Raw genomic sequence first — 26,972 nt, 5'->3', positions numbered from 1 at the left:
GTGACTTTATTCCAAATCCGTATATAGACTATTTTTGGAGTTAAAAGCACGTTACTATTCTCTTATATTAATGAGAAAGGGTGACGTACTTTTTATGAATATCCACCAAAAACAAGAGTTATCTTTATTTGCCGAAGAGTTATATCGATATATGTCTCCCGCTACACTTAATCAATTAGCTATAGAAGCAGGCGGGATGAAACGAAAACGTAAGTGCCATGGGCACCATTTCTTATCTTTGTGTGTATGGTTAAATCAACAAGTCGCTACTACCTCTCTTACTCAACTTTGTAGTCAGTTAGAAACCTCAACAGGAATTTTATTAAGTCCGGAGGGACTTAATCGACGCTTTAACTCAGCCTCTGTAGCTTTCTTTCGAACTGCATTTACTACACTTCTACAAGCTAAAATTGGAGGTTTATCTAAGATTTCTCATTCTCTTTCAGCTTACTTTGAGCGCATTCGCATCCTTGATTCTACAACCTTCCAAGTTCCAGATCGATTCGCAGCTACTTATCTTGGTGCCGGAGGATGCAGTCATAAAGCTGGTGTGAAAATTCAACTAGAGTATGACTTGTTGAGTGGGGAATTTTCTGATGTGGAAATTGAACCAGGAAAACGAAGTGATCAGGCATATAGTGCGACTCGAACAGGTATGGCACAAAAGAATGAACTATATATTCGTGACTTAGGATATTTTCGTTTACAAGACTTTAAGTCTATTCAAGACAAGCAAGGATATTATTTATCACGTCTTAAGTTACCAACTAAAATATACAGAAAAAAGTTCGAAACAGTTGTATTTAAAACAAAGCCCACTCAATTGAGACCGGTATATATACAAATTCATTTGGAAGACATCATGACACAATTACAACCTGGCCAAGTGTATGAATTACATGATGTTTATGTAGGGAGTAAAGACAAACTACCTACTCGCATTGTGGTTTATAGATGTACCGAGGAGCAAAAACAGAAACGCCTACGTGACCGAGCTATTCGCGAAAAGAAAAAAGGAATTACTTATACAGAGCGTACGAAGCTTTTACAAGGTATTACGGTATATATGACAAACATTCCTACGGAATGGGTACCAAAAGAGAAAATCTATGATTTATATTCACTACGTTGGCAAATTGAACTGTTATTTAAAATATGGAAATCTTGGTTTCAAATTCATCGTTGTAAATCTATTAAACAAGAACGATTAGAATGTCACCTTTATGGGCAACTCATTAGTATTCTATTATGTTCTTCTACCATGTTTAAAATGCGAGAACTCCTGTTACGGAAGAAACAGAAAGAGCTAAGTGAATATAAAGCGATGTACATAATTAAGGATTATTTTTCACTTTTTTACCAAGCATTACACAAAAACACCCAAGAATTATCAAAGGTTCTCCTTCGTCTGTTTAACCTCCTACAGCACAACGGACGAAAATCTCATCGATATGAGAAAAAGACAGTCTTTGATATTTTGGGTGTTGTGTATGATTATACCACTTCTACTCATCATGTAGCATAGTAAAAAATTGAAGCCTGTCAGGGTTTATTTGATATGCCCACTTTTATAAAATCTATAAAAGATAATAAAAAGCTATATGGAAAGACCGCATTTTGTATAAAAATATACCTTAAGTTGATGGGCATGTGGCGGTACCCCATTGCCATCAACCTAAGCTTTTGTGATCCCCCTCATAACGAAATTTTCACCTTTTTACAATTATTTATGAGAATTCAGCTCATTTTTTCGTTTTGGGGAACAATCAATTTCTTAAGTTGATGGGTATGGGGTACCGCCACATCGCTATCAAGCTAAACTTCTGAAATATCCCCAAAACGAAAATTTCATCCTTTCATAGTTGTCCATAGGATCTTAGGGTGATTTTCATTTTTGAGAAGAATACATTTCTCAAATTGATGGCAATTATGGAGGGGTAAAAATAATGTTACGATGTTTATAAAAAATATGCGAAGAAATATGTTAATAGATTTTTTAATAATATTCATATAAAATACTATTTTGACTTAGATTAAACTTTGTTTCAAACAAACATTAAAATTTATTTTAAAGAAAGGGAAATATGGTAGAAAATGAAAGCAAATATTAAAATTATTGAAAAGCTTAAAGAAGAATCTTGTACCTTCTACATTCACAAAGTAACATCTTTTATTCTAGATATGGTATCAACACTAGAGAATAGTTCTGATAACTATTTAATAGTTAATTCAACTCACAAAGGTGAACAAGAAAAAATTTCTTGCTCAACTGTTATTTATTTAGAATATCTTGAAAGGAAGATTTTTGTTTATACAAAAGAAAATATATTTGAGATAAAAAGTCCTTTATATAAATTACAATCTGAACTTCCAGATAATTTCACTAGAATTTCAAAAACTATAATTATCAATATTCATTTTTTAAACAAATTCTCCGCTAAAGCAAACGGAAATTTGGAAGCACTGCTTTCAAACAGAGAAAAAGTAATTGTATCAAGAAAATATGTTTCTTCATTAAAAAAACAGCTAAAAAACCATTCCCGATAACCACTTATGTATTGATTTTTACCACTTATGTTTAAAAGCATTTCTTTATATCTCCTTTGATGTAAATATTAATAAAAACAAAGGAGGATATACAATGTATACTATGATTAAAGAAGTATTTATAAGAACTCCATTATGGGTATGGATATTATTATTCATTTTAATAAAAAGGGGTATTGCTATTTCTCAAGAAAGACCAATTAATTTATCTAAAATGTTCCTTGTTCCCATGATTTTTATGATATGGGGGTTAGATAAAATTATCACTAAATTTTCTTACTTAGGATATTGTTTAATAAGCTATACGATTTTCATTCTTCCAGGTATTATGATTGGATATTTGTTATATGTAAAATATCAAATTTTCTTCAAACAAGAGACGGTTACTTTCAGGAAGAAATGTTACCTTCCATTAATAATTATATTGATTAATTTCTTTGTAAAATATCTCTTAAATGTAACTTTAGGAATGTATGCATCATTTTATGATGATATTTCGTTTAATATAATTTATTCTGCCATAAGTGGACTATCTGTAGGTTTATTTTTTGGCGGAATATTCTACACATTTTATATACAATCAAAATTAAATAACCTTATCTTAAAATCATAAAAAAAGAAGGGAAAGACTGTATTGAAACTAAAAAAACGACTGTATACAGGTTTAGGAACTGGTTCATTTATATACATGATAGTTTTACTATCAAGAAACTATAACATATCTATTACACGAGCTGAGATAATAAGTGTTCTTATAATCTCAGCTTGTGCAGGCATTTTTACATTCATTTTTGATATTGAAAAAATCAGCTATTTGTTCGCCTTGGTAATCCATTTTTTCATGATGATTATAGTTGTCTTTCTTATATCTACATATAACCATTGGATAGAAATATTCCCAACTGCTGATTTTCTTGAAAGTATAGTTTTAATATATGTATTTTCTTGGTTAATATCATTTTTAAATACAAAAAAAGATGCTAAAGAATTAAATATGTTACTAAAAAATAAGAAAAACATTTAAAGTGTCCTTCTTATAAGAAGGATTATGGTAATTAATCAGGTCGCTTGTTTAACAAAAACAACCCTTTTTACGTATGTAAACTTTGGTTAGTTTACGTTGTCTTCCGTTTTCGAACCTCATGTCATCTACGTTTACAATTGGATAGCTACATGAAAATAAAAAATAAGTAAAAAAGTGGAGGATGATTTGTCTAAAAATATAGAATTTTTAACAAAAATTCATAAATATGTTATATAATGATGTTAACAAACTATATTTTAGGCATTACCCCCGATTGTGTAGAATAAATAATTTTTCGATGAGCTAAAGTATTTGGCTAAAAGAACTTGTAGCGGGGCCTTGCTACAAGTTCTTTTATTTTTTCAGTAAAGGAAAATAAGAAAAAAGAAGGGGACACGAGTATGATCGGAAACTTAAAGAAAGCAGCATTGAATTCGTTAGATGGGAAATGGGGGGTAGGTATAGGAGTATCAGCTTTATTCTATTTTGTACCAACCTTAAGTGCATCAGCAATCGCCTTTTTTATGTATTTAATATTTGTACTGTTTATCGGGATAATTGGTCCTGATGCATTATTTATTTATTCAATAGGTGGGCAACCACAAGTAGATCCGGTAGCACTTGCTGCACTTATTCTAAGTTATATTGGTTTATGGGGGGGATGTTTCCTAATTTACAGTGTCATTCAAGGTATCTTTAATTATGGATATTCTGTTTTTACTTTACACTTAGGGAAACAAGAAGAAGTTAAGGTAGACGATGTATTTTCAGGATTTAAAAAGAAGAATTTGTTTAAATCAATGAAGTTAGGTTTAATGCAAGCTATCTTTATTTTTTTATGGAGCCTATTATTTATTGTTCCAGGTATTATTAAATATTTTTCTTATTCCATGTCGTATTACATATTAGTTGAGAATCCTGATTATACAGCAAGTGAAGCATTGAGAGAAAGTAAAAGAATAATGAAAGGACAAAAGCTAAAGTTATTTGTTCTTTGGTTATCATTTATAGGTTGGTTTTTATTAGCAGCATTTATCGGAATGTTTACATTTAATCTATCATTTATTTTTATTTCTCCTTATTACAACACAACTGTCTCACATTTTTACTTAGATTTAGTTAAAAAGCAGGATATTGGAGAAGCGAAGGTAAGTATATAAATAGGAAAAAAGTATGTTTAAGGTGAAAAATATTCGTAGTTGAAAGTGGATATGTGTTTAAGCATATCCACTTTTTAATATTATATTAAAAGTCTTAAGCTACTGGTTATTGTGATTTGGATAAGGATACCGCAAACGTGTTGCAAGTTAGATGGAATAGGTGTAGCACTACATCACTTGTAAGCTACGGTTATAAAATCCTCCTGAACAAAGAATATCCCTTTACAATTACTTATGAGTATTTAGTTCAGCTTTATCAAGCATATACTTACCTACTGTTTGCTTTTTATATATTATAGTAAAGACAGAAATCGGTTATGGCTATAATTCTATATAGGCTTTTTCTCCACCTGGAATCTTGAATGTATTTACATCAAATTCTTTAATTATATATATCTTTATCGCTTCAAAATCCTTACCAAAAGCGAGAGATGGATTTTTTAAGAAATATATTATTTTTTCCTTGTCATAGATTCGGGCTGTAATTATTTCTTTGTCCGAGTGAAACGATAAATTGACTCCTTTGTAAAAATATTCGTAATATCCCTCTTCATCCTGCTCACTCTTATCTTCAAAAGGAACAGATTCAATATAATATATAGTGCTATTTACATTTATTGATTTCATATAGCGTTACTCCCTTTTCAAGAATATCCATAAGAAATTATATAGTCTCTGTGTATTATACCAAAAATAGGGAATCTACTTTTGGAATTGTAAATAATATATAGGATCAAATTAAAATCTTTATATTATTTTTCATATTAGGGGTCGCCATATGTGCCCATCACTTAAGAATTTAAACCCTCAAGATGAAAATTTTGTGTATTTTTTACAGAAAACAACTAATTTTTCATCTTGGGGGTATTTGCTTTTCTTAGCTTGATGGCAATGGGGTCCCGCCACATCGCTATCAAGCTAAGCTTATGCAAAATCAATTTTAGACGAGATTGTTTCTTTTTTCTAAAGGGCAAGTGTAGGTGATTGAAAGATTTGCATACGAAATAAACCCTAACGGGTTTCACTTTTTTGAATTAAGCGGCTTGATTATCAGACAGGGTACAATTGTAAACGACACCTAATATATCAAAGACCGTTTTTTTCTCATATCGATGAGATTTCCGCCCGTTTTGCTGTAGGAGGTTGAACAGGCGAAGTAACACCCTTGATAGCTCTTGGGTGTTTTTTTGTATAGTTTGGAATAGAAGAAGAAAATAGTCTTTAATCATATATATGGCTTTATACTCACTAAGCTCTCGTTTTTTCTTCATGAGGAGCAATTGGCGCATTTGAAACATGATAGAAGAACAGAGTAGAATGGCAATCAATTGACCATATAAATGGCACTCCAATCGTTCTGATTTTATCTTTTTACAATGATGAATTTGAAAGAATGACTTCCACGTTTTAAATAAAATTTCGATTTGCCAACGCAAAGAATACCAGTCATGTACCTGTCCCATCGGGACAATATCTGTAGGGGTGTTTGTCATATATACATTGATACCACTGAGTCGTTTACTACGAGGAGAATACTTCATTCCTTTCTTTTTTTTCTCTTACAGCTTGATCTTGTAATCGTTTTTGTTGTTGTTCTTTTGTTAGTCGATGAACAATCACACGAGTTGGGACTTTATCAGTCATTCCTACATAAGCGTTGGATATTTCACATGTTTGTCCTGGTTGAAGAGAGTTCATTAAAACCTCCATATCTATCTGGATATACTCTGTACTTTTCTTGATTCTGCCATCTTGAAAATAATCAGGGTTAGGGTTCTTTTGATAAATACGTGTATTCGATTTGATACGTGAGATATAATAAGCCTTTTTATCTTGTATATGTTGAAGATCTTTCAAATGAAAATAACCTAAATCTCGGATACATAAATCATTCGCTGACACATTTGGGACACACAGAGAACCGTAGGTTCGATCATGTTGTTTACCTGGACCAGTATGAATATGTAGGAACTGTCCACTTAACAAATCATACTCAAGTTGAATTTTTATCCCAGCTGTATGGCTGCATCCTCCTGCACCTGGATAAACGAATGTAAAGGGATCTGGGAGTTGAAATGCGGTTGAATCTAAAATACGAATACGCTTGAAAACAGAATTGTATGGAGAAGAAATCGGAATAGATGAGGCCAGTTTTTGGGTTAGTAGTTCAGCTAATAGGTGTTGTAAAAATTGGACAGCCGCTTGATTAAATCGTTGATTCAGCCCCTCAGGACTGATGAGCACTTCTGTTGATGCTTCCAAGCAGCTAGATAACTGAGTTAAAGAAGTCGTAGCGACATTTTGGCTCATCCATACACATAAAGCGACTAAATCTTTTTCTTGGTATTTACTGGTTCGTTGTACAAAACCAACACCTCTAGCAAGATCTCGCAAGATATTTGGAGATAAAAAGCTTTGAATCTCTTGAGCAAATAGTTGTAATTCGTTAGACACAGAAACAGACATAAAAAACGCCATCCTTTCCTATGATTCTACAGAAAGAATAGCGTATTTTTTCGTTATTTTATAGTAAAATAGGTCTCATGGTATGAATGTACAATTTAGATATTTGCCCAATGAACCATATGCTTTTAGAACTGAGAAAGACCTTGAAATAAATAAGTTATATATTTTAAGACAGTAATGTTCCAAGCAGTATAGATGGGAACGTCAAGAACTTAAATGATTTAAGATTCACACTATATAAAAGTTGAAGTATACGACTAAGGAAAGAGTGCTTTGCAGTGTGCTGCATATTCAAGAATTAATCTTACGTAGGGAGTGCTTATATGAAAAGCATGAAAAATGTAATATTGCTAGTAGTATGTTTCATATTTTTAAGTGGTTGTAATCAAGTTAATGAAGATGAGGTACAAAAATATATAAAAGAAAAACACGGAATCGATGTTGTTGTAACACATATGAGCCCTTTAAATGAAAATAATATGGGACATGCATACCATACTGTGCAAGTAAAGAATAATAAAAATATTCAATTTCGAGTAGAGGTAGATGGTCTCTTCTATTCATCCATAAAAAGTGATGAATACAAATATGGAAAAAAAACATATGAGGCATATCAGAAATTCCAACCAACTCTAGAAGAAATAAAAAAGTTAGGGTACGTGGAAACTAAAACTGATAACACTCTTCAATATTTGTCAGAGGATAGAAGATCAGATGAAGGAAAACCAACTAATGAATTATTATTAACTTTGCAGATGAGTAACGAGATTGATTTTAGCCAATTTGAATCAGTAGAATTAGATCGTTTATATACTCTATTTCAACTCATCCAGAAAAATAATAAAAAGATAACAGAACTTGAAATTAAGGATTATAATGGAAAATCTTTAGGTGGACCTTTTAAAAATGTGCAAAAAATGATAACAAAAGAAGAGCTGTTATTAACAATGAAAAAAACGATGAACAATACCATAGACATTTATTTGGAAAATTGGATTAAAAATCATACAAAAATAGAAGAGAGATTAATTGCAATTCAAAACAATCGTTTTGAATTACAAGGTATTACTTATGCGAATTTGGAATATATGGATATCCGAGGATATAAGGTGAATTTAATTATTAATACCGGTAGTAATGAATTTGAAAATAATCCCCTTGTAATTAAAGATTTAATCAAGGTAACCACAATCCTTAAAGAAGAACTATATAATAAAAAATTTCAGATATATTTACAAACTAAGAATGGAACAAGATATACACCTTGGTTATCATCAGAAGAAATTAAAAAAGCTATTAACATCGAAGAACTTGTAAAAGAGCGATATCCTAAGAATTAAATTTAAAGTACTGTTGCTGTTTGTTATTTGATGGGAAAGCATGATATTTCGATTTGTTCCGCCAGCTTGCAAATTAGGGTTCAGTTGTAAAGTTTATTAACAGGTAGAAAGTTAGAATAAGTATAGTCGAATCTGATTGAAGAGGAAGTACGACATCATCTTAAATTAGGGGTACAGACACATCGCCATCAAGTTAAAAAACTAATTATCCCCCAAAACGCAAAACACGAGCTTAATTCACATAAACAACTGTAGAGAGATAAAAATTTCGTTATGGGGGTACTTTAAAATCTTAACTTGATGGGCATGGGGTCCCGCCAACAAGATAAGAATTTTGCACGCTAAGCAAAAATACAATAAGCTGTCCATATGGGCAGCTTATATACATAATTCTCGTTATTGGAAGTTATTCTATATTGTTCTTAAATAAACTTAATATTTGTTGAGCATCTGTATCCCTTATTATATAATGTTCGAGATTTTTTTGTTCTTCATTGTCTTGACGAGCAATTACAACTTTTTTATTCTCTAGCCAAATTAAATATGTTTCACTGGAACTATCTTGGTAATTTACATTCATTTGATAATCAATATTTGCTTTGGCCTCATCATCTAGCAAAAGAGGAATAACTCTTTCTCGATCCTTATCTATTCCTGCATGTTCCATAGATTTAATAATTTGATCAAACTCTAGATTTATAGCTGTTTTTTTATTTTTTACCTTAGTTGATATAAGCTCAATTTTCTTTATTTCCTTTCCTTGAAAGAAAATTTGTTTGCGATTTTCCTCTTGTTGTATTGAGGCAGTTTTTACTTTTGGTTGTTCAGTAGTAGATGTACTACCAGTGTTTGTCTCAGTCGAACAAGCGGATAAATATAGGAATAATGATAAGGTCAGAAATGATATATTTTTATTCATAAATTAACTCCTTTTTTTATGGATAATATTCTCTTTCACCATGTAATAAACCTTTTTAAAGGGGAGAAGCTATCTACTCTTCGTATGAATACCTTATACACTTGAAGTTAACATAACGTCTCATTGTCGGTAGCAAGTTTTTCATAGAATCCTTGTTTTTACTAAATTTTTTGTCTCTATGTCTATCTATCACTTATACAAGATTTTATACATCATTGATATAGCGGAGATTCTAGGGATCTTCGCTATTCTTTTTCGCATAAAATCTTGTATAAAAAAGTAGTTAGACTAGTGTGTTTTACTCCAATTCATTTCAAAATATAATTGGAAATTCATCTTTAAATTAAAAAAAGAAGGGGTTACCTATATATATTAATAACTTCGAAATATTGTATAACAGATAATTTTTATTGTGCTAACGAATCAGGATAGTGTGGCGACCGACCAACTAAATAGTTGCTTCTCCTCAATTATTAGAAGGGAAGTTCTATCATTTCGCGAATTTATTAGACATAGATGAGTGCTATAATTTTCTATATTTACATAAAGAGGTGACTATGCATGAATCAAAGACCGTCAGAAGAAGAATACGCCGGGAACTCCGGTGAATATATCCGTTTGGTGCCGGACGGTAACATCATCAACATTCTGCTCGCCCAGGAAAAGCAAATGACTGAGCTCCTGGCATCGTTGACCGAAAGCCAGGCCGCATATCGGTATGCGGAAGGAAAATGGACGCTGAAAGAAGTCGTGGGCCACATTGCAGACGCGGAACGCGTCATGACCTACCGCCTGCTCCGGTTCGCAAGAGGGGACCAGACGCCTCTGACCGGTTTCGATCAGGAATTGTTCCTACCTCCTTTCGGAAGCTGGACAACCGCGCAATTGGCCGAAGACTACCGGGCCGTAAGGCAATCAACGATCACATTGCTGCGCGGGCTACCGGCTGAGGCATGGAATCGTAAGGGCACAGCCAACAACCTAAGCATTACGGCACGCGCCCTCGCGTACGGCATCGCAGGACACGAACTTCATCACATGGGAATCATCCGAAACCGGTACTTGAGTTAATCGTCGGCTGAGGCCTTTTGAATGGAACTAACACCTTTCATACAATCTTAGATACCGTTCTTATTGGGGCCCGCCCCACAACCATCAACTTAAGGATTTAGACTATTTTTGAAATTGAAAGCACGTTACTATTCTCTTATGTTAATGAGAAAGGGTGACGTGCTTTTTATGATTATGCACTAAAAACAAGAGTTATCTTTATTTGCCGAAGAGTTATATCGATTTTTCTCATTTTGGGGTATTTGTTTTTCTTAGATTGATGGTGATGGGGCACTACTCTATAATGATCAAATTAAAATTTAAAATAGTTATAGAGACTCCATTTCTCGGAAATATTGTAACTATTAAGTTGTAAAAAGATATAATGGGAGGAAGTTTTTCTAAATCAAAAAAATTGATTAATAAGTTGCATAATAAACTCACTAGCGTATATACTATAAACATCAAAAAAAGTTGATGAAGGGAAGTGAACTACAGTGGCACAAACTTTTCAGTTATATGAGAAAAAGTTTAAAGCGTTGGCTGATCAAAAACGTTTAGAAATCATGTATGAACTTTGCCAGCGAGGCCAGACTTGTGTATGTGATTTAACAGAGATTTTTGAAATGACGCAATCTAAATTGTCCTATCATTTAAAGATTTTATTAGATGCAGGTTTAATTGTAAAAGAAACAAAAGGTACGTGGAGTTATTATGATTTAAATGATGCGGAAGTGAATAATTTGTTATCAGAAGAATTGTGCTGTATCTTTAGAAAAACAGGCAAAGGTAGTTGTTGTTAAAATTTTGTGTTATTAATCAAAAAAAATTGATTAATAACATATAAAGAGGAGGAATAAGCTATGAGATATGTTCATGTCGGTATAAATGTTACGGATTTAGAGAAGTCTATTGAATTCTACGAAAAGGTATTTGGTGTGTCACCAGTTAAGGTGAAAGTAGATTATGCAAAATTTTTATTAGAGACGCCAGGACTTAATTTCACGCTAAACGTACGAGATGAAGTGAAGGGAAATCAGGTAAATCATTTCGGTTTCCAAGTGGATACAGCTGAAGAAATTACGTTACATAAAGAAAGATTAGAAAAAGAAGGTTTCTTTGCGCATGATGAGATGGATACGACTTGTTGCTATGCGGTTCAAGATAAGTTTTGGGTAACGGATCCTGATGGGAACGAGTGGGAATTCTTTTATACAAAAGCACAGAGTGATGTTCATAAAATAGAAGAGGCACCTTGTTGCACGACTTCTAACGTAGTAGAACAAAATTCTTGTTGTTAATAGGAGATGGAAAATAAAATGAAACGTTTATCTTTTCTAGATCGATATTTAACACTATGGATTTTTCTAGCTATGGCTGTTGGGATTGGTTTAGGGTTTGTATTTCCTAGTGTAGTAGACGGATTGAATACATTACAAGTTGGAACAACGTCTATCCCGCTAGCTGTTGGTTTAATTGTCATGATGTATCCACCGTTAGCGAAAGTTCGTTACGAGGAAATGGGCCGCGTATTTAAAGATGTAAAAGTATTGGTTTTATCTTTAGTACAAAACTGGATTATTGGACCTGTACTTATGTTTGTTTTAGCAATTATTTTTCTTCCTGATAAGCCAGAATACATGGTCGGACTCATTATGATTGGTTTAGCACGTTGTATTGCAATGGTAATTGTTTGGAACGATCTTGCAGATGGGGATAAAGAGTATGCAGCAGGTTTAGTGGCTTTTAACTCAGTATTTCAAATGTTATTCTTCTCCGTTTATGCATACGTGTTTGTAACAGTCATTCCAGAATGGTTAGGGATTGAAGGGGCTATTGTCGATATTACAATGGGAGAAGTAGCGAAATCAGTATTTATCTATTTGGGAATTCCTTTTATAGCAGGCATGTTAACACGTTTTGTACTCGTTAAGTTAAAAGGAAGAGAATGGTATGAAAAGGTGTTTATACCGAAGATTAGTCCACTTACATTACTTGCATTATTATTTACAATCATCATTATGTTCTCTTTAAAAGGGGAGATGATTGTTAGCGTACCATTAGATGTGGTAAGAATAGCGATTCCGTTATTAATCTATTTTATTGTAATGTTTTTTGTATCTTTCTTTATGGGAAGAAAAATTGGTGCAAACTATCCGGTGACGACAACGTTAGCATTTACAGCAGGTAGTAATAACTTTGAGTTAGCAATTGCTGTAGCAGTTGGGGTGTTTGGTATTCATTCAGGCGCAGCATTTGCAGCAGTTATCGGACCATTAGTTGAAGTACCTGTAATGATTGCACTTGTAAACGTTGCTTTTTGGTTTAAACGTAAATATTTTAATGACCAACCAGTCTAAATATAAAATAAAGGTGGAAAATACCATGGAAAACAAAAAGACAATCTATTTCTTATGTACAGGAAATTCATGCCGAAGCCAAATGGCAGAAGCGTGGGGCAAACAATATTTAGGTGATAAATGGAATGTATATTCTGCAGGAATTGAAGCACATGGAGTAAATCCAAATGCAATTAAAGCAATGAACGAAGTAAATATCGACATAACAAATCAAACATCAGATATAATTGATGCAAACATTTTAAATAGTGCTGATTTAGTCGTTACGCTGTGTAGTCATGCGGATTCTGTTTGTCCATCTACTCCGCCGCATGTAAATCGTGTTCATTGGGGATTTGATGATCCAGCAGGAAAAGAGTGGTCCGAATTTCAACGTGTTCGTGATGAAATTGGTGAACGTATAAAGCGATTTTCTGAAACAGGGGAGTAAATAAAGGAAAGAGTCAATCTTCTATCTTATAGGGGATTGACTCTTTTTTATTATGTATTTCATTTACTTATCGCATCGCTTTAAAACCACTCTTAGAAATAATACAAAATATTATGTGAAGATGGTAAAGTTTCATTTTATAATTTTTACTTTATTAAAAGTTGATTTGTTAGAAAGGATAATCATTTATTGATATAATGAATGGATGCGTGGCAGGGAATAGATAGAAAGATACTGCTAGTAATTTATACTTCAAATGTTGGGAGATTGGACAGAGTTATGGGGACAGAAAAAGAAATTAGTTCCGCTAAATTAATATGGAAGATGACGCGCCCGCATACATTAACGGCGACGTTTTCTCCTGTAATTTTAGGGACAGTGGCATCACTTTATGTTGCCAAAATTGATTGGCTTTTATTTATTGCGATGATGCTTGCATGTTTAGCGCTGCAAATAGCAACGAACTTATTTAATGAGTACTATGATTTCAAACGTGGATTAGATACCGCTGAATCCGTTGGCATCGGTGGCGGAATTGTCCGTCATGGATTGAAGCCAAAAAATGTGTTAACAGTTGCGCTTTTATTGTATGTCGTAGCAGCATTTATTGGCATTTATATTTGTATGAATAGCAGCTGGTGGTTAGTTGTCATTGGTTTAATTGGGATGGCAGTTGGCTATTTATATACAGGCGGTCCATTACCAATTGCGTACACTCCGTTTGGAGAATTAGTTTCTGGGTTGTTAATGGGGACATGTTTTGTAATCATTGCTTTCTTTATTCAAACGAATACTGTAACGATTGAAAGTGTATTGATTTCCATTCCAATTGGAATTTTAGTAGGTGCAATCAATATGTCAAATAACATCCGAGATATCGAAGAAGATATTAAAGGTGGAAGAAAGACATTAGTAATCCTCCTTGGGAGAGAAAAAGCTGTGGTAACACTAGCGGTAGCCTTTTTCATTGCGTATTTATGGATTGCCGTAATTGTATTAATGGGTTATATAAGCCCTTGGGCATTAGTTATGTTCCTAGGTTTGAGAAAGCCAATTTCTGCGATTCAAAGTTTCCAAAAAGGGGCAAAGGATCCTGGATATATGCGCATCGCAATGAAATCAACAGCGATGACAAATACGATTTTCGGCTTCTTGTTGTCAGCAGGATTATTAATTAGTTATTTGTTTTAAATAACTTAACCCCAATTTCTCGATTTTAGTATAGAGAAATTGGGGTTTTATTTTGAGTTTTTTACGTTATAAACTATTATCATTTGAAATGTATATACCAATAAATTGCAACTTCATCACTTGTCTTATCCAAACCTTTATAAACAAGAAAATCAAACCCACCAATTACAAATCCACATTTTTCATAAAATTTACATGCTGCGACATTATTATTTTGCGTTTCAAGCATGATACCTGGCATATTTCCTTTTTTTGCCCACTGCTTTGCTTGATCAACTAATCTTTTACCAACTCCGAGTGTACGATATTTTTTATCTACCGTTATATCTTCTATGTAAGCATAGTGGTTCCAATTCTTTTTCAATACCATTAATCCAATGATTTGGTTATGTAACAGTGCTATGTAAATGACTTGATTAGGTTTATTTATATATTCATTGTAAGCCAGTTCTTCATTATCATCTTGATTTTGTAAATAACTTTTTTCATAACTTGGAACGTCTTCTACTGTATATTCTATACGTTTATTTCCTTTGGAAAGAGAAAGAATTAACCGAGCATTCACTATAAAACTGTCATCAATCTCCGGGAGATTATCTAAATCATTTGTTTCTAACTCTCTAATTACAAGGTTCATCGGGGCACCTCCACATAATAATATTTCTTCTAGTTCTTCATTTGGTTCAAATGAATTCCAATTACAAAATTATAATAGAATTTCAATAGTACGGCTATCTTTGTATTTTATCTTTATACCAGTATGTTGTTATCTTGATATAAAAATATTGTTTAGAAAGAGTAGTATCTTTTATTTTGGATGTATATCCAGTTTTCAAATTTAACTGTAGTAGAGAAACAAATATTTTTTTAAAGAGTGGATGCCATACGTTATTCTTTAACTAAATTCGACATTATCTGCATTTTATCTTCACCTTCCTCTATTAATCTATTTATTGTAAACATCAGCTGGAGTTAATGCTCAGCTGTATAAATAATGAATATAAAAATTAATAGGGAAAGGATCGAAAAATAATGAAAGAATCACAAAGTAAGAAAAAAACAAGTCGACTAACTAAGGTAATAATATCTCTAGGAGTTGTTTTAGCAACGACCTTTTTCACCTTCTTTTTAATTGGAAAATGGAACTCTATCCCAGCGAAGGGAATAGCTAACGAAAGTAGTAATCAAGTTAACACGCAACAACAAGAAAAGAAAAAAGAAACACCACCGGCAAAACAGAAAAGACCTGATGGAAAACCGGTAGGAAAGGTTGTTTATTTAACATTCGATGACGGTCCTAGCGAATTAACTGGGAAGTTTTTAGATGTACTAAAAGAGCAAAATGTTGCGTCGACATTTTTTATGCAAGGTAGCAATTTACAAAATACAGGTTTTCAGGAAAACGTAAAACGAGCGGTAAAAGAAGGACATTATATTGGTGCTCATAGTATGACACATAATAGTGATAAGCTATACAAAAAGGGACAATTTGTAACGGAGATGAAAGAAACGTTAGCTCTTATTCATAATATTACGGGTACAACTCCTAAACTAGTCCGTCCCCCATATGGATCTGCACCAGGATTAAAGGGCGAGGACATTCGTAACAAAATCGTAGAAGCAGGAATAAAAGTTTGGGATTGGACGATAGATTCAAATGATTGGAAATTAAAAGATAATCCCATTCAGATTATCGAAAATGTAAAGAAACAGACAACAGAAGAAGTTGAAGTTGTATTAATGCATGAAAAGGCGCAAACATTACAAGCTCTTCCTGAAATTATTAAATTTTATAAAGAGCAAGGGTATGAATTTGGGGTATATAATGACGAGGATCATTTTCGTCTAAACTTCCAAAAAGATCAACGTCTATAGTATAAACATAGTTATTTTAAAAAGGTGTTTTTATTACTAAATCAATAATTAAGCCAAAAGACGATTTCCTATACAATAAAGAAATCGTCTTTTTTTATAAAGTTGACTTTTGGATCAAAAAGGTTTATTCTACTTGTGCAAGTGAATACTTACATTCGGGTTTGGATAAAGATTATGTGAAAGTTGGATGAAACGTGAATGAAATGACAAATACATCAGAACGTATTATTGAGGCTTTTTTAGAATTATTCCGCACTCATGGCTATAAGGGAACGACGACACGCTCGATTTCGGAACTAGCGGGCGTAAACGAAGTAACGATCTTTCGGAATTTTGGAAGCAAAAAGAATATTATGGAAAAAGCTGTCGAATCTTTATCGCGTGATATGGAATTGAATAAATTAATGCCTGGAGAGATGACTTGGAATCTTGAAGATGACTTGCTATCTATTGCAGAAGGATATCTTGCATATATAGAAAAGTTAAAGGATTTAATTTTGATTAGTTTTCAGGAAGCTGAAATGTTTCCAGAGCTCAAAGAAAAAATTGCATTAATTCCTAAACAATTAAAAGATAATTTGGTTTCATATTTCATTGAGATGAGAGAAAAGGGAAAGCTTATTGAAACTGATATGGAAGCTCAGGCGATGAACTTTATTTGGATGAATTTCGGTTACTTTCTTTCTAACTCACGCTTTGGTGACAATTTATTTTCCAATTCAAAAGAGATTTTTTTAAAACATAGTGTCCAACTATTTTCTAGGGGGCTAACTCCCTAGGTCTTTTTTTGTACCTAATGCAAGTAAGTACTTGCTATAATAAAACAACAAGGAGTACGACAATGAAAACTTTAAAAAATTTCTTTAAATTCCCTCCAACATTCATTGGAATTGCAACAGCATTTGCCTTTCTGTTAATTTTCTTTTGTGTGTGGATGACTGCATACGATGGTGTTACGGATCGGGTAAACCAATTAAAAGTCGGATTAGTTAATGAAGATAATCAAATGGGAACCGATATTGAAAAAAGCTTGAAGGAAAATCTACCCTTTAAAGTTAAAAGCTATAGCTCGGTAACGCACGCCCAAAAAGATATGGATAACAGGAACTTAGATATGGTTATTCAAATTCCTGCAAATTTCTCAAGCCTATTGAAAGAAAATAATACTACAGAGATTAACTATTTCATCAATCAAGCAAACTCATCTTTGGCAAAACAGATTATGGAAGGCGCGGCAAAGGATATTACGCAAACAGTTAATAAAAATGTATATGCGTATAAACAAAAGCTTATTTCATCTAACCTATCTAACGAACTAAGTACAGTGATGCCGTCAGAAGAATTGGTCCAAAAGTTATCAGAAAACATTACGAAAGCTATGAGTTCATTAAACATTGATTCTGTGCAATCATCTGTCGAAAAAACAAACAATACAGATGGCTTTGCAGCAACCATGATTCCATTTTTAATTGTTCTTGCTTCATGGGTTGGAGCGATGCTTATGAGTTTAAATCTTAATATTGTTGCAACAATATTAAAAAACACGCACGGAAAATGGTCTATATTTTTATCAAGACAAGTTATTAACATTGTCGTATCTGTTATTTTAGCTATTATCACGTTATTATTAATGACCTTATTTAATGTTAAATTGAATACAAGCTTGTTTGAAACATGGATATTCCAAACTCTTGTCTTTTTCTCTTTTTTAAGCGTAACGCAAATGTTTATCGTTCTATTTGGTCCTGCTGGTATGATGTTTAATATCATATCGCTGTCAGTACAATTAGTTACTTGTGGAGTAATTGTTCCAAAAGTGTTGCTATCCAATTTTTACCAAATTGTCGATTCTCTTTTCCCTGGAACTTATGTAGCTGACGGATATCAAACAATAATTTTTGGTGGGGGAAATCTATCACACGATATGAATATTCTTCTTTGCACTTCAATTATTACCATTCTTATAGCGGTGGGGAGAATTATGCTGCAAAGAGATAGTAAAAGTGAATTGATCAAACAAACTGCCAACAGATAAAAAGCTTATATTACATGTGAAGTGCACCCTGATTGCTAAACAAAGTCTAACAATCGAGGGGCACTTTTTTTAGTCAAATTCTCTTAGCGTACGAAATTCGCGTTTTTCTCCGTAGCGAAATAGGGCTCATATGCTCTAACCTCATTCTATTAGTAAATAGCCTGCAATCATTGTCCTCTGTACATGAAATAAATTTGGTTTGTAATATAATCTGAACTAAAATGAAGTCCGTTTTTTATCCACCACATAATGATTCCTACCAATGAAGCGGTTTTAATCTCAATGGCAACATAATCTTTGGGTAGCTCTGTCTCACTATTATTTCTGCGCGTTTCTACTAATTTCTTTATTAATAGAAATAATTGTTCCTCAAAATGATTCATATTAAATAAAACAGATAAATAATTTCGATGAATATATAAATAATCAAGCAATTGTGTTAGCTGTTGTTTTTCTGATAAATTGCTTACGTGTATTAAAGCGGTAATTTTATTAGAAAGTTCGTTTAAAATTTCATCAGTGAGTTGCATGAGTAAATCCTGAATATCTTGATAGTGTAAGTAAAATGTTGTCCGATTTAATCCAGCTTCGTTTGCAATTTTCTGGACTGTTAAATTTGAAATAGTGGATTCCTCTTGTAAAAGGGAATAGACGGCATTTTTAAACATTTCTCTTGAACGAAGTGTACGAGGATCCTCTTTTTTAGATGTAGACATTTTGAAACTCCTTTATAGATTTTTCTTTGACTTTCTCGACATAGCATATTTTCAATGTCGATTAATGAACATTTTTAACAAAATTGTTCATGGTCAGGAATATGTATCTTTGTTACTATGAATTTTATCGACACTGTGTCGATAATGCAACTATAGAAAAAGGGAGTTTACAAATGGAGAAGGGAATAACAGAAAAAAATAAGAAAATTTTATTACTTGTACTAATTGCTGGATGTTTTTTATCAACATTAAACCAGACGTTACTTAATGTGGCAATGAGTAACTTAATGGAAGTATTTGATGTTACAGCTACAACTGTACAATGGTTAGCAACAGGTTTTATGCTCGTAAACGGTGTTTTAGTGCCAATTACGGCATTTTTAATGAAACGTTTTACAACGAGGCAATTATTTATTAGCTCAATGATTTTTTTATTAATCGGAACATTACTATGTGCCGGTGCCATCAATTTTGGCATGTTATTAACAGGAAGAATGATTCAAGCAATTGGGGCAGGAATTATTATGCCGCTCATGATGACAGTTATTTTATATTTATATCCTAGTGAAAAGCGCGGGAGTGTTATGGGAACTATCGGCTTTGCTATGATTTTTGCGCCAGCCATTGCTCCAACGTTATCTGGTTTTATCATTGAATATGTATCATGGAGATGGTTATTTATTGGATTAGCTCCATTTGTATTCATCGTCATTATTCTTGCGCTAAAATATTTAATGAACGTTGCAGATACGACAAAAGCAAGATTGGATATTGTAAGTGTCATTTTATCAACGATTGGCTTTGGTTGTGTTTTATTTGGATTCAGTAGTGCAGGAAGTAAGGGATGGGATCACCCGATTGTTATTACGACAATTATTACCGGGGTACTTGTTACAACGCTATTTTGCTTACGTCAAATAAAGTCTAACGATCCATTATTAAATTTATCCGTATTTAAGTATAAAATTTTTACTCTTACATCAGTGATCAATGTACTTATCACGATGATTATGTATGCTGATTTAATTCTTTTACCGATTTACTTACAAAACGGAAGAGGCTTTACCGCATTTGAATCAGGTTTACTTCTATTACCTGGAGCGGTCATTAATGCATTCTTATCACCAATTACAGGTAAAATGTATGATAAATACGGAGCAAAACCACTCTTTATTACAGGGTTAGTATTTATCATTATTTCGATGTGGGGGGTAATTGATTTAACTGAATCCACAACGTATATGTATGTAATGGTGCGTACTATTCTTTTACGGATTGGGTTAAGTTTCATTTCAATGCCTTTAAATACAGCAGGACTAAATGCTTTACCTAGAGAATTAGGTTCACATGGTTCAGCCGTAAATAATACGGTTCGTCAATTAGCCGGTGCTATTGGAACAGCTGTTGTTATTACTATATATACAACTCAAGCAACTTCACACGCTTCAGAGTTATCTTTAGAAAATGGAAACATTACAGCTATTCAACTAGCTAAATTATCCTCTATTTTCGGCTCAAGTGATGCGTATCTATTCATGTTATTTTTATCTTTCGTAGCATTAATCTTTGCATGTTTCATGCCTAAAAAAGTGGCAACTCAAAAACTTGAAAGTAAGGCAAGTAATTAGAATCGTTTATAGAGTAGTTTAGAAAGTATATGATGGAAGAAAAGCAAGGGATCTAATAATTAAGGTCATTTGCTTTTCTTTTTGTTTATGAACTTAACTGTATTTTGTAAAGATATTAAAGGAGACATGAAAAAATCCACCTACAACAATTAAAAGATTGATTGACCGAAACAATATAAAAAGGACTCGTAAATTTATCCCACTTTAATGGGCAGTAAGACCCCTACCTCAAAATTCAGCGAAAGCAAAGAAGTTAGGTAGGGGAGGATCAACTGCCCATAAAAGTCCGATTGGTGAGGGCTGATAATCAGTGGGGGATGAAGAAAACCTCCACTGATTAAAGTTTCACTTTATAAGAGTTCTTTTTTGCAATCCCAATAAATTCTTCTCAATAATTGAAAATAAAATCAATCCGGATTATTATATTGTTATTGTAAATTTATTTTATTGAAGGAGGATACATAGATGAAAAGCTCAAAAGGCTCTATTGAATCAGAGATAAGCAAAGCAATTACTCACTGGGAAAAGGACTATCTAGGACGCGGGTCTATATCCGTTAAGACAGATATATTACGGGATATGATTATCGTAAATTTACAAGGTATTTTAACGCCGGCTGAATATACTGTTTGCGAAACAAAAGACGGTATGTTAACGATAAAGAAAAATCGTTCGGAGCTAGTTGAATCTGGAATTGAAGATTTGAAAGAGATTATACTAGAATTAACTGGAGAGAAAGTGAAAAGCTTTCATACGGATATAAGCTCCCGTACAGGCGAACGAGTAATGATTTTTAAATTGCTTCATAATCTTGAGGAGAAATTTTAAAAATACCTTAAGGTTAGTGGAAGGATTAAGAAACCTACAAGTTTTGCACTTTATTAACAGGCTAATAATTAAAAACTTGAAGTTATTTAGGTATAATAAATCTTAATTCTAATAACTCTTAAAAAACCGATAAATAAATTGACAAACTGCTTAATATAGTTTATCTTATAATTGTTTTAAAAAATTAATAGATGCTTATTTTAACTGTTTGCTATAATTAAGGCTTTAGCATTTTTTTAATATGTAATATTGACTAAATGAAAAAGTTTCTTAATTGAAAGATAGCGCATAACATAAATTGATATATTGATTGCATAATCTAGGAGATCAGAGATATACTGTTATTTTTAATAGGAGTAATACATACATTACTATCCTCTATAAAATGGGAGCTCTTCAAAAAACTTTATTGAAGTTAGTTGAAGTGAAACCGACAATCTCCATAATTCAATGATGATATAAAATCATTGAATTATGGAAGTTGTCGGTTTTTTTTATGGGAAAAAACGATGCACTAAAAAGAGTGAATGAAAATTGAAATTTAAAAAACTATCGTAATTAAAAGGAATTTTTATAGGCTATTTTCGCTTAGAAGGGAGTATTTAACATGTTAATTTCGCTGAGTTCATCAACACTGTTAACATTATTTTTTATGGCGCTTAGTGCTTCTTGGCTAAGTGGATTATTGTTTTTAAATGCAAGGATGCCTTTACGTTTTGTTCATATCCATATTGGTATCGCTGCCTTGCCTTCATTGATTTCTTTACTCGCACTTGTTAATAACAATGGAGATAGAGTTGTGGGGCCTTGGCATCTAGATACTTTAGCTTGGTTAATGGCTTTCTTTGTTCTTACAATTGGTTTAATCATTCAGCGTTTTTCTGTACGTTACTTAATGGGAGACCGCTCATATCGAAAATATTTTGCACTTTTTACATTTACTACAGGTGTATCTTCGGTTGCATGGTTAAGTGACGATCTTCGTTTCATGATCATTTGTTGGGGAGCAACGCTTATAGGATTGGTTCTACTCATAGGGCTAAATAAAGGGTGGAAAGTAGTTAGTGAAGCAACTAAAATCTCTGGCTATTTATTTACAATAAGTTGGATTGCGTTGCTATCAGCTATCATTTGGCTTTTTCAAGTAACTGGACAGTGGCAATTAACATCAGTTTTAACGAATGAAAATGTAGCGCTACATGGAACATTGGAGAGAACAGGAATTAACTTATTAATTATATTAGCGGTGATGATTCCAGCAGCACAATGGCCTTTTCAAAGATGGTTAATTGAGTCTGCTGTTGCTCCAACTCCTGTTTCAGCTATTATGCATGCAGGTTTAGTAAATGCTGGTGGTATCATGTTAACTAGATTTTCACCTCTTTTTCATGATGATATTGCACAAATCATTTTACTTATTTTCTCTAGTATTTCTGTCTTAATCGGAACAGGAATTAGTTTAGTCCAAGTTGATTATAAACGTCAGCTAGTAGGTTCAACTATTGCACAAATGGGATTTATGCTTATTCAATGTGCATTAGGTGCTTATTTAGCGGCTATTATTCATTTAATTTTACATGGTTTGTTTAAAGCTACACTGTTTTTACAAGCTGGTTCTTCAGTGCAACGTTTTGAGGTAGTGAATCAGTCTAATGAAAAGATGGCCAATCTATGGATTATAGTCGGGCGTGTTTTAGGATTATTTATAGCAATTACTTTCTGGTTTATGACTTCTGGAGATGGGTATCAACTAGTTAGTGCGTTAATCTTAGGCTGGTCACTATACTTTTCATGGAAACAGCTTGTTGTTTTTGGAGAGGGAAGAATGGGACGAATTGCTGGCGTAATTGTTTTGAGTGGATGTTCTCTCATTTACTTTACTGTTCATAATTCTCTTTATAAATGGTTGCATACTGATATTTATCAAAGTGTTCAACCTTCAGCTCCAGCCGTTATCTTTGTTATATGTATTTTACTATTTAGTAGTGTTATTAGTACTTTCGTTACTCGTCATCAATCTTCTACTTTATTCGCTGTACTTTATCTTTGGTTAGTTCGAGTAGGTGAGGCGAGACGAAAGTCAGTAGAAAGTCACCCAAGCTATCTGAAACATTATGTATCAAAGGGAGGTAATTCGTGATGAGCATACCATCAATATTAAAGGAAGACACAAACATTGATATGCAAGAACATAATATAAATGATTTAGTTGCATCTGCTAGCCAAGTTATTGCACCACTTTGGCCTATCTCTACGTTTGCAGCTCACCACCCTTGGATGGGACTTGAAAAGCAATCATTTGAACAAGTCGCGAATTGGTTAAAAGAAGCTCGTAATGTGGATGTTTATCCTAGTGCCTCCATGATTCATTCGGCAAAAGCGAAAGGTGAGATTGAGGAATCATTTTTACAAAGTAGTTTGTCTCGTTGGCTGGATTCACAATCTTTTCATATCCCGCGAGAGAAAGCAGAGCGATTTTGCCAAGCGGCTTTAAAGTTAGAAAAATTACCTTCTAGTCTATTATCATCGCCAGAAGTAAATAAATTGGTAGAAGAAATGAGTTATATAAATACAGCAAGTATGAAAGCCTCTGTTATGCAGCCAATAAGTTCGCTTATAGAGAATCAAAATAGTGAAAACCTATCTGATATTCTTAATTATCATATCATTAAATGGTGTAAATTATATCTTGATGACTCCGGATCAAGTTGGACGATGCCAAATCGAGAGAAAGGTTTTTATCGTGCATGGCACCACCTTATTAAATTTGATCCAGCGCTCAGTAAAAATGAGCGTAAAGTTTTAAAAGATTGGCCACAAGATGCCGAAGTAGCTTTAGCGAGAGCGTTATTTGAACTAGGAATTTCTGAATCTAACATACAAGCTTATCTTGAAGGGCACTTACTTTCTTTACCTGGGTGGGCAGGAATGATACGATGGCGCTCACAACAATCAATTCAGGAACAGCAACTTCTCATAGAATATTTAGCAGTTCGAATTTCTATGGAGCTGGCTATTGCAAAACCTTATTTACCTTTAAAAAATCAAAAGGTTGAGAAAAAAGTTCCGATCGTCCCACTTATAGCTTCTTGGATCTATTGGGGGAATATTTCAACACGGGAATGGTTACAAATGCCTGCTGCTGAACAAAGTGAATTATTAGCATTCGCTTATCGTTTTGATGAAAATATTCGCAGGAAACTTTGGCTGGAAGCTTGGGAACAAACGCATGCAGAGCAATTAAGAGAGAAGATTGCTTCTAAACAACGTGTAACCAATGATAAAAAGCGTGTATTAGCTCAATTAGCATTTTGTATTGATGTACGTTCAGAACCGTTTCGTCGCCAACTTGAAAAATTAGGTCCGTTTGAAACATTTGGAATAGCTGGTTTCTTTGGATTACCAATTGCAACTAGTGCACTAGGTAGTAATAACAACCATCCTTCTTTGCCAGTTATACTTAAACCGAAACATCAAATAAAAGAGCTCACAAATGAAAATGAACTTAAATCTTATGAGCAGCGTAAGAGGGTAGGCAGTTCGGTACGTTATACATTTAAAACGATGAAACAGAACGTAATGACAAGTATGGCGCTACCTGAGTTAAGTGGTCCTTTACTTGGTCTACAGATGGTGACAAGAAGCTTTGTCCCAAGAGGAGTTGGTGGTTTCATTCGTAAACTTCGTAAAACTATGTTACAAAAACCTGATACAACATTCTCGCTTAATCATGTTCATGACACAAAGGGTGAGATACCTATCGGTTTTACGAAAGAAGAAAAAGTGAACTATGTGCGTCAAGCTTTAAAAATGGTGGGACTGACAGAAAAATTTGCTCCTTTAATTGTAATGTGCGGACATAGTAGTCAAAGTACGAACAACCCTTATGCTGCAGCACTTGAGTGTGGTGCTTGTGGCGGAGCAGCAGGGGGATTCAATGCAAGAGTTTTCGCTACTTTATGTAATCTTCCAGAAGTGAGAGAGGCGTTGTTTGCTGAAGGTATTAAAATTCCTGAGGATACCATTTTTGCAGCAGCTGAACATAAAACAACAGTGGATGAATTGGAATGGATTTACGTCCCAGAACTTTCGGAAACTGCGCAAGAAGCATTTGATTGTATCAAGTTGATTATGCCAAATGTGAGCCAACATGCAAATAGAGAGCGTTTAACGCAATTACCAAATTTAAAAATGAAAATAAAAAATGCGAGTAAAGAGGCACATCGATTTGCAGAAGATTGGAGTGAAATACGTCCAGAATGGGGATTAGCTCGTAATGCATCTTTTATTATCGGGCAACGGGAATTAACTCAGGATTGTGACTTAGAAGGTAGGGCTTTCCTCCATAATTATGATTGGAAACAGGATGAAAGTGGCGATATATTAGCTAACATTATTGCAGGACCAGGAACAGTAGCTCAGTGGATAAATCTACAATATTACGCTTCAACTGTAGCTCCTCATTATTATGGTAGTGGAAATAAAACAACCCAAACCGTAACGGCGGGTCTTGGTGTTATGCAGGGAAATGCAAGTGATTTGTTGCCAGGCTTACCTTGGCAATCCGTTATGCAGTCAGATAGTGAGACGTATCATTCACCACTTCGTTTACTAATTGTAATTCAAGCGCCTATTCAATATATAGAACGTTTACTAAATAATGATTTCACATTTCGAGAAAAAGTTCAAAATGGATGGGTTAGACTTGCAAGTGTTGATCCCGAGGGACGCTGGAAAAACTGGTAACAATTATTATTGTTACTAGCTTAAAAGTTTCGTAAATACAATAATGAAGAAGGAGTGCTCCATATGAATTCAAAGAATAAAAAAGTTTTATTATTAACAGACATTGAACACGGAATAGAGCCTAGTATCCAACAAGTAACTAACAGTCAACAAGAAAACATGTTGACTATACACAGCTATGATTCTGTAATTGTACATCCTTATGGAGATATAATGAAATCTATTATTATTGCTATTTATCAAGAAAATGTTAAAGAAGTTTTTGTTGTCGGAATAGAGGATAAAGAAACTTCTTCAGTTAATCTACAAACTCAACGTGATTTCATAAAAGATAATATAGAATTAGACTATCTCTTTAAAAATTGTATGCCTGAATTTTCAAGTGGTAGCCTTAATCAATGGCTGAGTGGACAAAAAAATGTTAGTGAAAATATTGAAAAGAGTATAGATATGATCCGTCATCATCCATTAGTACCTTCTGATATTGAAGTTCATGGTTTCATAATTGATAGAACGGGTGAAAAAGAAACGGTTGTTAAAGTTTCTGCTAATAAAGTACTGAAACAAATGCATTCTTATGTGTAAGTTATCGATAGATAAGCAACTTTTATTTGGACTTGTATCCTTTACAAAGAGCAAAAGAAATCTTCTATAAAT

At 33.3% G+C, this 26,972-nt stretch carries 24 protein-coding genes and 1 pseudogene; 20 read left to right on the top strand and 5 right to left on the bottom strand.

The genetic code is table 11. From position 1 onward, the window contains the following. The first annotated feature begins 94 nt into the window (after positions 1-94). The 5 genes from OXT04_RS07820 to OXT04_RS07800 all read left to right on the top strand — a co-directional run bounded on the left by OXT04_RS07820 (position 95) and on the right by OXT04_RS07800 (position 4,731). Positions 95-1,525: an IS4 family transposase gene (locus tag OXT04_RS07820; protein WP_267414119.1), complete on the top strand. Its 1,431-nt coding sequence runs from the start codon at positions 95-97 to the stop codon at positions 1,523-1,525. 569 nt (positions 1,526-2,094) lie between these two features. Beyond that, positions 2,095-2,547 carry a LytTR family DNA-binding domain-containing protein gene (locus OXT04_RS07815; RefSeq protein WP_061660782.1) on the top strand — a complete coding sequence of 151 codons (453 nt, stop codon included), beginning with the start codon at positions 2,095-2,097 and terminating at the stop codon, positions 2,545-2,547. Positions 2,548-2,641: 94 nt separating this feature from the next. Next, positions 2,642-3,160 carry a hypothetical protein gene (locus OXT04_RS07810; RefSeq protein ID WP_061660781.1) on the top strand — a complete coding sequence of 173 codons (519 nt, stop codon included), beginning with the start codon at positions 2,642-2,644 and terminating at the stop codon, positions 3,158-3,160. A gap of 21 nt (positions 3,161-3,181) precedes the next feature. Further along, the gene (locus tag OXT04_RS07805; protein WP_061660780.1) at positions 3,182-3,571 is read left to right on the top strand and encodes a DUF3021 domain-containing protein; all 390 of its coding nucleotides are present in this window, start codon (positions 3,182-3,184) and stop codon (positions 3,569-3,571) included. A 401-nt stretch (positions 3,572-3,972) separates the two neighbouring features. Continuing rightward, a complete protein-coding gene (locus OXT04_RS07800) occupies positions 3,973-4,731 on the top strand; it encodes a DUF975 family protein (protein ID WP_267414118.1) in 759 nt (252 codons plus the stop codon). Between the two features lie 321 nt (positions 4,732-5,052). Here OXT04_RS07800 and OXT04_RS07795 read toward each other — a convergent pair whose 3' ends face one another. Further along, on the bottom strand, positions 5,053-5,358 hold the full coding sequence (locus tag OXT04_RS07795) for a hypothetical protein (RefSeq protein ID WP_072938929.1): 306 nt from the start codon (positions 5,356-5,358) through the stop codon (positions 5,053-5,055). 407 nt (positions 5,359-5,765) lie between these two features. Continuing rightward, a pseudogene (locus OXT04_RS07790) lies at positions 5,766-7,197 on the bottom strand (IS4 family transposase). 323 nt (positions 7,198-7,520) lie between these two features. On the opposite strand from OXT04_RS07790, the gene OXT04_RS07785 reads away from it, so the two are divergent. Beyond that, the gene (locus OXT04_RS07785; protein WP_081143985.1) at positions 7,521-8,537 is read left to right on the top strand and encodes a hypothetical protein; all 1,017 of its coding nucleotides are present in this window, start codon (positions 7,521-7,523) and stop codon (positions 8,535-8,537) included. Between the two features lie 406 nt (positions 8,538-8,943). Here OXT04_RS07785 and OXT04_RS07780 read toward each other — a convergent pair whose 3' ends face one another. Next, a complete protein-coding gene (locus OXT04_RS07780) occupies positions 8,944-9,456 on the bottom strand; it encodes a hypothetical protein (protein ID WP_061660777.1) in 513 nt (170 codons plus the stop codon). Between the two features lie 561 nt (positions 9,457-10,017). On the opposite strand from OXT04_RS07780, the gene OXT04_RS07775 reads away from it, so the two are divergent. The 6 genes from OXT04_RS07775 (at position 10,018) to menA (ending at position 14,487) form a co-directional block, all read left to right on the top strand. After that, positions 10,018-10,527, top strand: a complete 510-nt coding sequence (locus OXT04_RS07775; protein ID WP_001076303.1) for a DinB family protein — start codon at positions 10,018-10,020, stop codon at positions 10,525-10,527. A 476-nt stretch (positions 10,528-11,003) separates the two neighbouring features. Beyond that, complete coding sequence (gene arsR / locus OXT04_RS07770; RefSeq protein ID WP_100910147.1) at positions 11,004-11,309, top strand: arsenical resistance operon transcriptional regulator ArsR; 306 nt, start codon at positions 11,004-11,006, stop codon at positions 11,307-11,309. A gap of 60 nt (positions 11,310-11,369) precedes the next feature. Beyond that, positions 11,370-11,807 (top strand): ArsI/CadI family heavy metal resistance metalloenzyme, encoded by a 438-nt coding sequence (locus OXT04_RS07765; protein WP_100910148.1) that lies wholly within the window; start codon positions 11,370-11,372, stop codon positions 11,805-11,807. Between the two features lie 18 nt (positions 11,808-11,825). Beyond that, positions 11,826-12,866 carry an ACR3 family arsenite efflux transporter gene (gene arsB / locus OXT04_RS07760; RefSeq protein WP_000826557.1) on the top strand — a complete coding sequence of 347 codons (1,041 nt, stop codon included), beginning with the start codon at positions 11,826-11,828 and terminating at the stop codon, positions 12,864-12,866. 25 nt (positions 12,867-12,891) lie between these two features. Beyond that, a complete protein-coding gene (arsC, locus tag OXT04_RS07755; protein ID WP_000428354.1) occupies positions 12,892-13,296 on the top strand; it encodes an arsenate reductase (thioredoxin) in 405 nt (134 codons plus the stop codon). 279 nt (positions 13,297-13,575) lie between these two features. Beyond that, entirely contained in the window at positions 13,576-14,487 is a 912-nt protein-coding gene (gene menA, locus OXT04_RS07750; protein ID WP_000536367.1) for a 1,4-dihydroxy-2-naphthoate polyprenyltransferase, read from the top strand. A 79-nt stretch (positions 14,488-14,566) separates the two neighbouring features. Here menA and satA read toward each other — a convergent pair whose 3' ends face one another. Continuing rightward, positions 14,567-15,124 carry a streptothricin N-acetyltransferase SatA gene (satA, locus tag OXT04_RS07745; RefSeq protein WP_001054993.1) on the bottom strand — a complete coding sequence of 186 codons (558 nt, stop codon included), beginning with the start codon at positions 15,122-15,124 and terminating at the stop codon, positions 14,567-14,569. Between the two features lie 395 nt (positions 15,125-15,519). Between satA and OXT04_RS07740 the strand changes: the two genes are divergently transcribed. The 3 genes from OXT04_RS07740 to OXT04_RS07730 all read left to right on the top strand — a co-directional run bounded on the left by OXT04_RS07740 (position 15,520) and on the right by OXT04_RS07730 (position 18,397). Then, positions 15,520-16,362, top strand: coding sequence for a polysaccharide deacetylase family protein (locus OXT04_RS07740; protein WP_000665176.1), 843 nt, complete (start codon positions 15,520-15,522; stop codon positions 16,360-16,362). A 194-nt stretch (positions 16,363-16,556) separates the two neighbouring features. Further along, entirely contained in the window at positions 16,557-17,141 is a 585-nt protein-coding gene (locus OXT04_RS07735; protein ID WP_001004645.1) for a TetR/AcrR family transcriptional regulator, read from the top strand. A gap of 62 nt (positions 17,142-17,203) precedes the next feature. Further along, the gene (locus OXT04_RS07730) at positions 17,204-18,397 is read left to right on the top strand and encodes a YhgE/Pip domain-containing protein (RefSeq protein ID WP_267414117.1); all 1,194 of its coding nucleotides are present in this window, start codon (positions 17,204-17,206) and stop codon (positions 18,395-18,397) included. 167 nt (positions 18,398-18,564) lie between these two features. Here OXT04_RS07730 and OXT04_RS07725 read toward each other — a convergent pair whose 3' ends face one another. After that, positions 18,565-19,113: a TetR/AcrR family transcriptional regulator gene (locus OXT04_RS07725; RefSeq protein WP_098399045.1), complete on the bottom strand. Its 549-nt coding sequence runs from the start codon at positions 19,111-19,113 to the stop codon at positions 18,565-18,567. Between the two features lie 173 nt (positions 19,114-19,286). Between OXT04_RS07725 and OXT04_RS07720 the strand changes: the two genes are divergently transcribed. The 5 genes from OXT04_RS07720 (at position 19,287) to OXT04_RS07700 (ending at position 26,900) form a co-directional block, all read left to right on the top strand. Next, positions 19,287-20,741, top strand: coding sequence for a DHA2 family efflux MFS transporter permease subunit (locus tag OXT04_RS07720; protein ID WP_000410730.1), 1,455 nt, complete (start codon positions 19,287-19,289; stop codon positions 20,739-20,741). A 465-nt stretch (positions 20,742-21,206) separates the two neighbouring features. After that, the gene (locus OXT04_RS07715; protein ID WP_025118617.1) at positions 21,207-21,569 is read left to right on the top strand and encodes a Na-translocating system protein MpsC family protein; all 363 of its coding nucleotides are present in this window, start codon (positions 21,207-21,209) and stop codon (positions 21,567-21,569) included. A gap of 607 nt (positions 21,570-22,176) precedes the next feature. Then, entirely contained in the window at positions 22,177-23,709 is a 1,533-nt protein-coding gene (locus OXT04_RS07710; protein WP_098250565.1) for an NADH dehydrogenase subunit 5, read from the top strand. Beyond that, the gene (locus OXT04_RS07705) at positions 23,709-26,315 is read left to right on the top strand and encodes a DUF2309 domain-containing protein (RefSeq protein ID WP_100910149.1); all 2,607 of its coding nucleotides are present in this window, start codon (positions 23,709-23,711) and stop codon (positions 26,313-26,315) included. The genes OXT04_RS07710 and OXT04_RS07705 overlap by 1 nt, the downstream gene beginning before the upstream one ends. 63 nt (positions 26,316-26,378) lie before the next feature. Further along, on the top strand, positions 26,379-26,900 hold the full coding sequence (locus OXT04_RS07700) for a carbonic anhydrase (RefSeq protein ID WP_267414116.1): 522 nt from the start codon (positions 26,379-26,381) through the stop codon (positions 26,898-26,900). Positions 26,901-26,972: the final 72 nt, after the last annotated feature.

The organism is Bacillus sp. GC_Bacil_1 (genome assembly GCF_026540675.1).
In the GTDB taxonomy this organism is placed as follows: domain Bacteria; phylum Bacillota; class Bacilli; order Bacillales; family Bacillaceae_G; genus Bacillus_A; species Bacillus_A cereus.
Note: the sequence above shows the minus strand (reverse complement) of the source record. Positions and strands in the feature narration are given on the sequence as shown.

Coding starts and splice junctions, on each gene's coding strand:
- OXT04_RS07740 (WP_000665176.1), top strand. CDS start 15,520: ATGAAAGAATCACAAAGTAAGAAAAAAACAAGTCGACTAACTAAGGTA.
- arsB (WP_000826557.1), top strand. CDS start 11,826: ATGAAACGTTTATCTTTTCTAGATCGATATTTAACACTATGGATTTTT.
- OXT04_RS07765 (WP_100910148.1), top strand. CDS start 11,370: ATGAGATATGTTCATGTCGGTATAAATGTTACGGATTTAGAGAAGTCT.
- OXT04_RS07795 (WP_072938929.1), bottom strand. CDS start 5,358: ATGAAATCAATAAATGTAAATAGCACTATATATTATATTGAATCTGTT.
- OXT04_RS07815 (WP_061660782.1), top strand. CDS start 2,095: ATGAAAGCAAATATTAAAATTATTGAAAAGCTTAAAGAAGAATCTTGT.
- OXT04_RS07785 (WP_081143985.1), top strand. CDS start 7,521: ATGAAAAGCATGAAAAATGTAATATTGCTAGTAGTATGTTTCATATTT.
- OXT04_RS07780 (WP_061660777.1), bottom strand. CDS start 9,456: ATGAATAAAAATATATCATTTCTGACCTTATCATTATTCCTATATTTA.
- OXT04_RS07725 (WP_098399045.1), bottom strand. CDS start 19,113: ATGTCTACATCTAAAAAAGAGGATCCTCGTACACTTCGTTCAAGAGAA.
- OXT04_RS07730 (WP_267414117.1), top strand. CDS start 17,204: ATGAAAACTTTAAAAAATTTCTTTAAATTCCCTCCAACATTCATTGGA.
- arsC (WP_000428354.1), top strand. CDS start 12,892: ATGGAAAACAAAAAGACAATCTATTTCTTATGTACAGGAAATTCATGC.
- OXT04_RS07710 (WP_098250565.1), top strand. CDS start 22,177: ATGTTAATTTCGCTGAGTTCATCAACACTGTTAACATTATTTTTTATG.
- satA (WP_001054993.1), bottom strand. CDS start 15,124: ATGAACCTTGTAATTAGAGAGTTAGAAACAAATGATTTAGATAATCTC.
- OXT04_RS07715 (WP_025118617.1), top strand. CDS start 21,207: ATGAAAAGCTCAAAAGGCTCTATTGAATCAGAGATAAGCAAAGCAATT.
- OXT04_RS07810 (WP_061660781.1), top strand. CDS start 2,642: ATGTATACTATGATTAAAGAAGTATTTATAAGAACTCCATTATGGGTA.
- OXT04_RS07700 (WP_267414116.1), top strand. CDS start 26,379: ATGAATTCAAAGAATAAAAAAGTTTTATTATTAACAGACATTGAACAC.
- menA (WP_000536367.1), top strand. CDS start 13,576: ATGGGGACAGAAAAAGAAATTAGTTCCGCTAAATTAATATGGAAGATG.
- OXT04_RS07820 (WP_267414119.1), top strand. CDS start 95: ATGAATATCCACCAAAAACAAGAGTTATCTTTATTTGCCGAAGAGTTA.
- OXT04_RS07775 (WP_001076303.1), top strand. CDS start 10,018: ATGAATCAAAGACCGTCAGAAGAAGAATACGCCGGGAACTCCGGTGAA.
- OXT04_RS07800 (WP_267414118.1), top strand. CDS start 3,973: ATGATCGGAAACTTAAAGAAAGCAGCATTGAATTCGTTAGATGGGAAA.
- OXT04_RS07720 (WP_000410730.1), top strand. CDS start 19,287: ATGGAGAAGGGAATAACAGAAAAAAATAAGAAAATTTTATTACTTGTA.
- OXT04_RS07705 (WP_100910149.1), top strand. CDS start 23,709: ATGAGCATACCATCAATATTAAAGGAAGACACAAACATTGATATGCAA.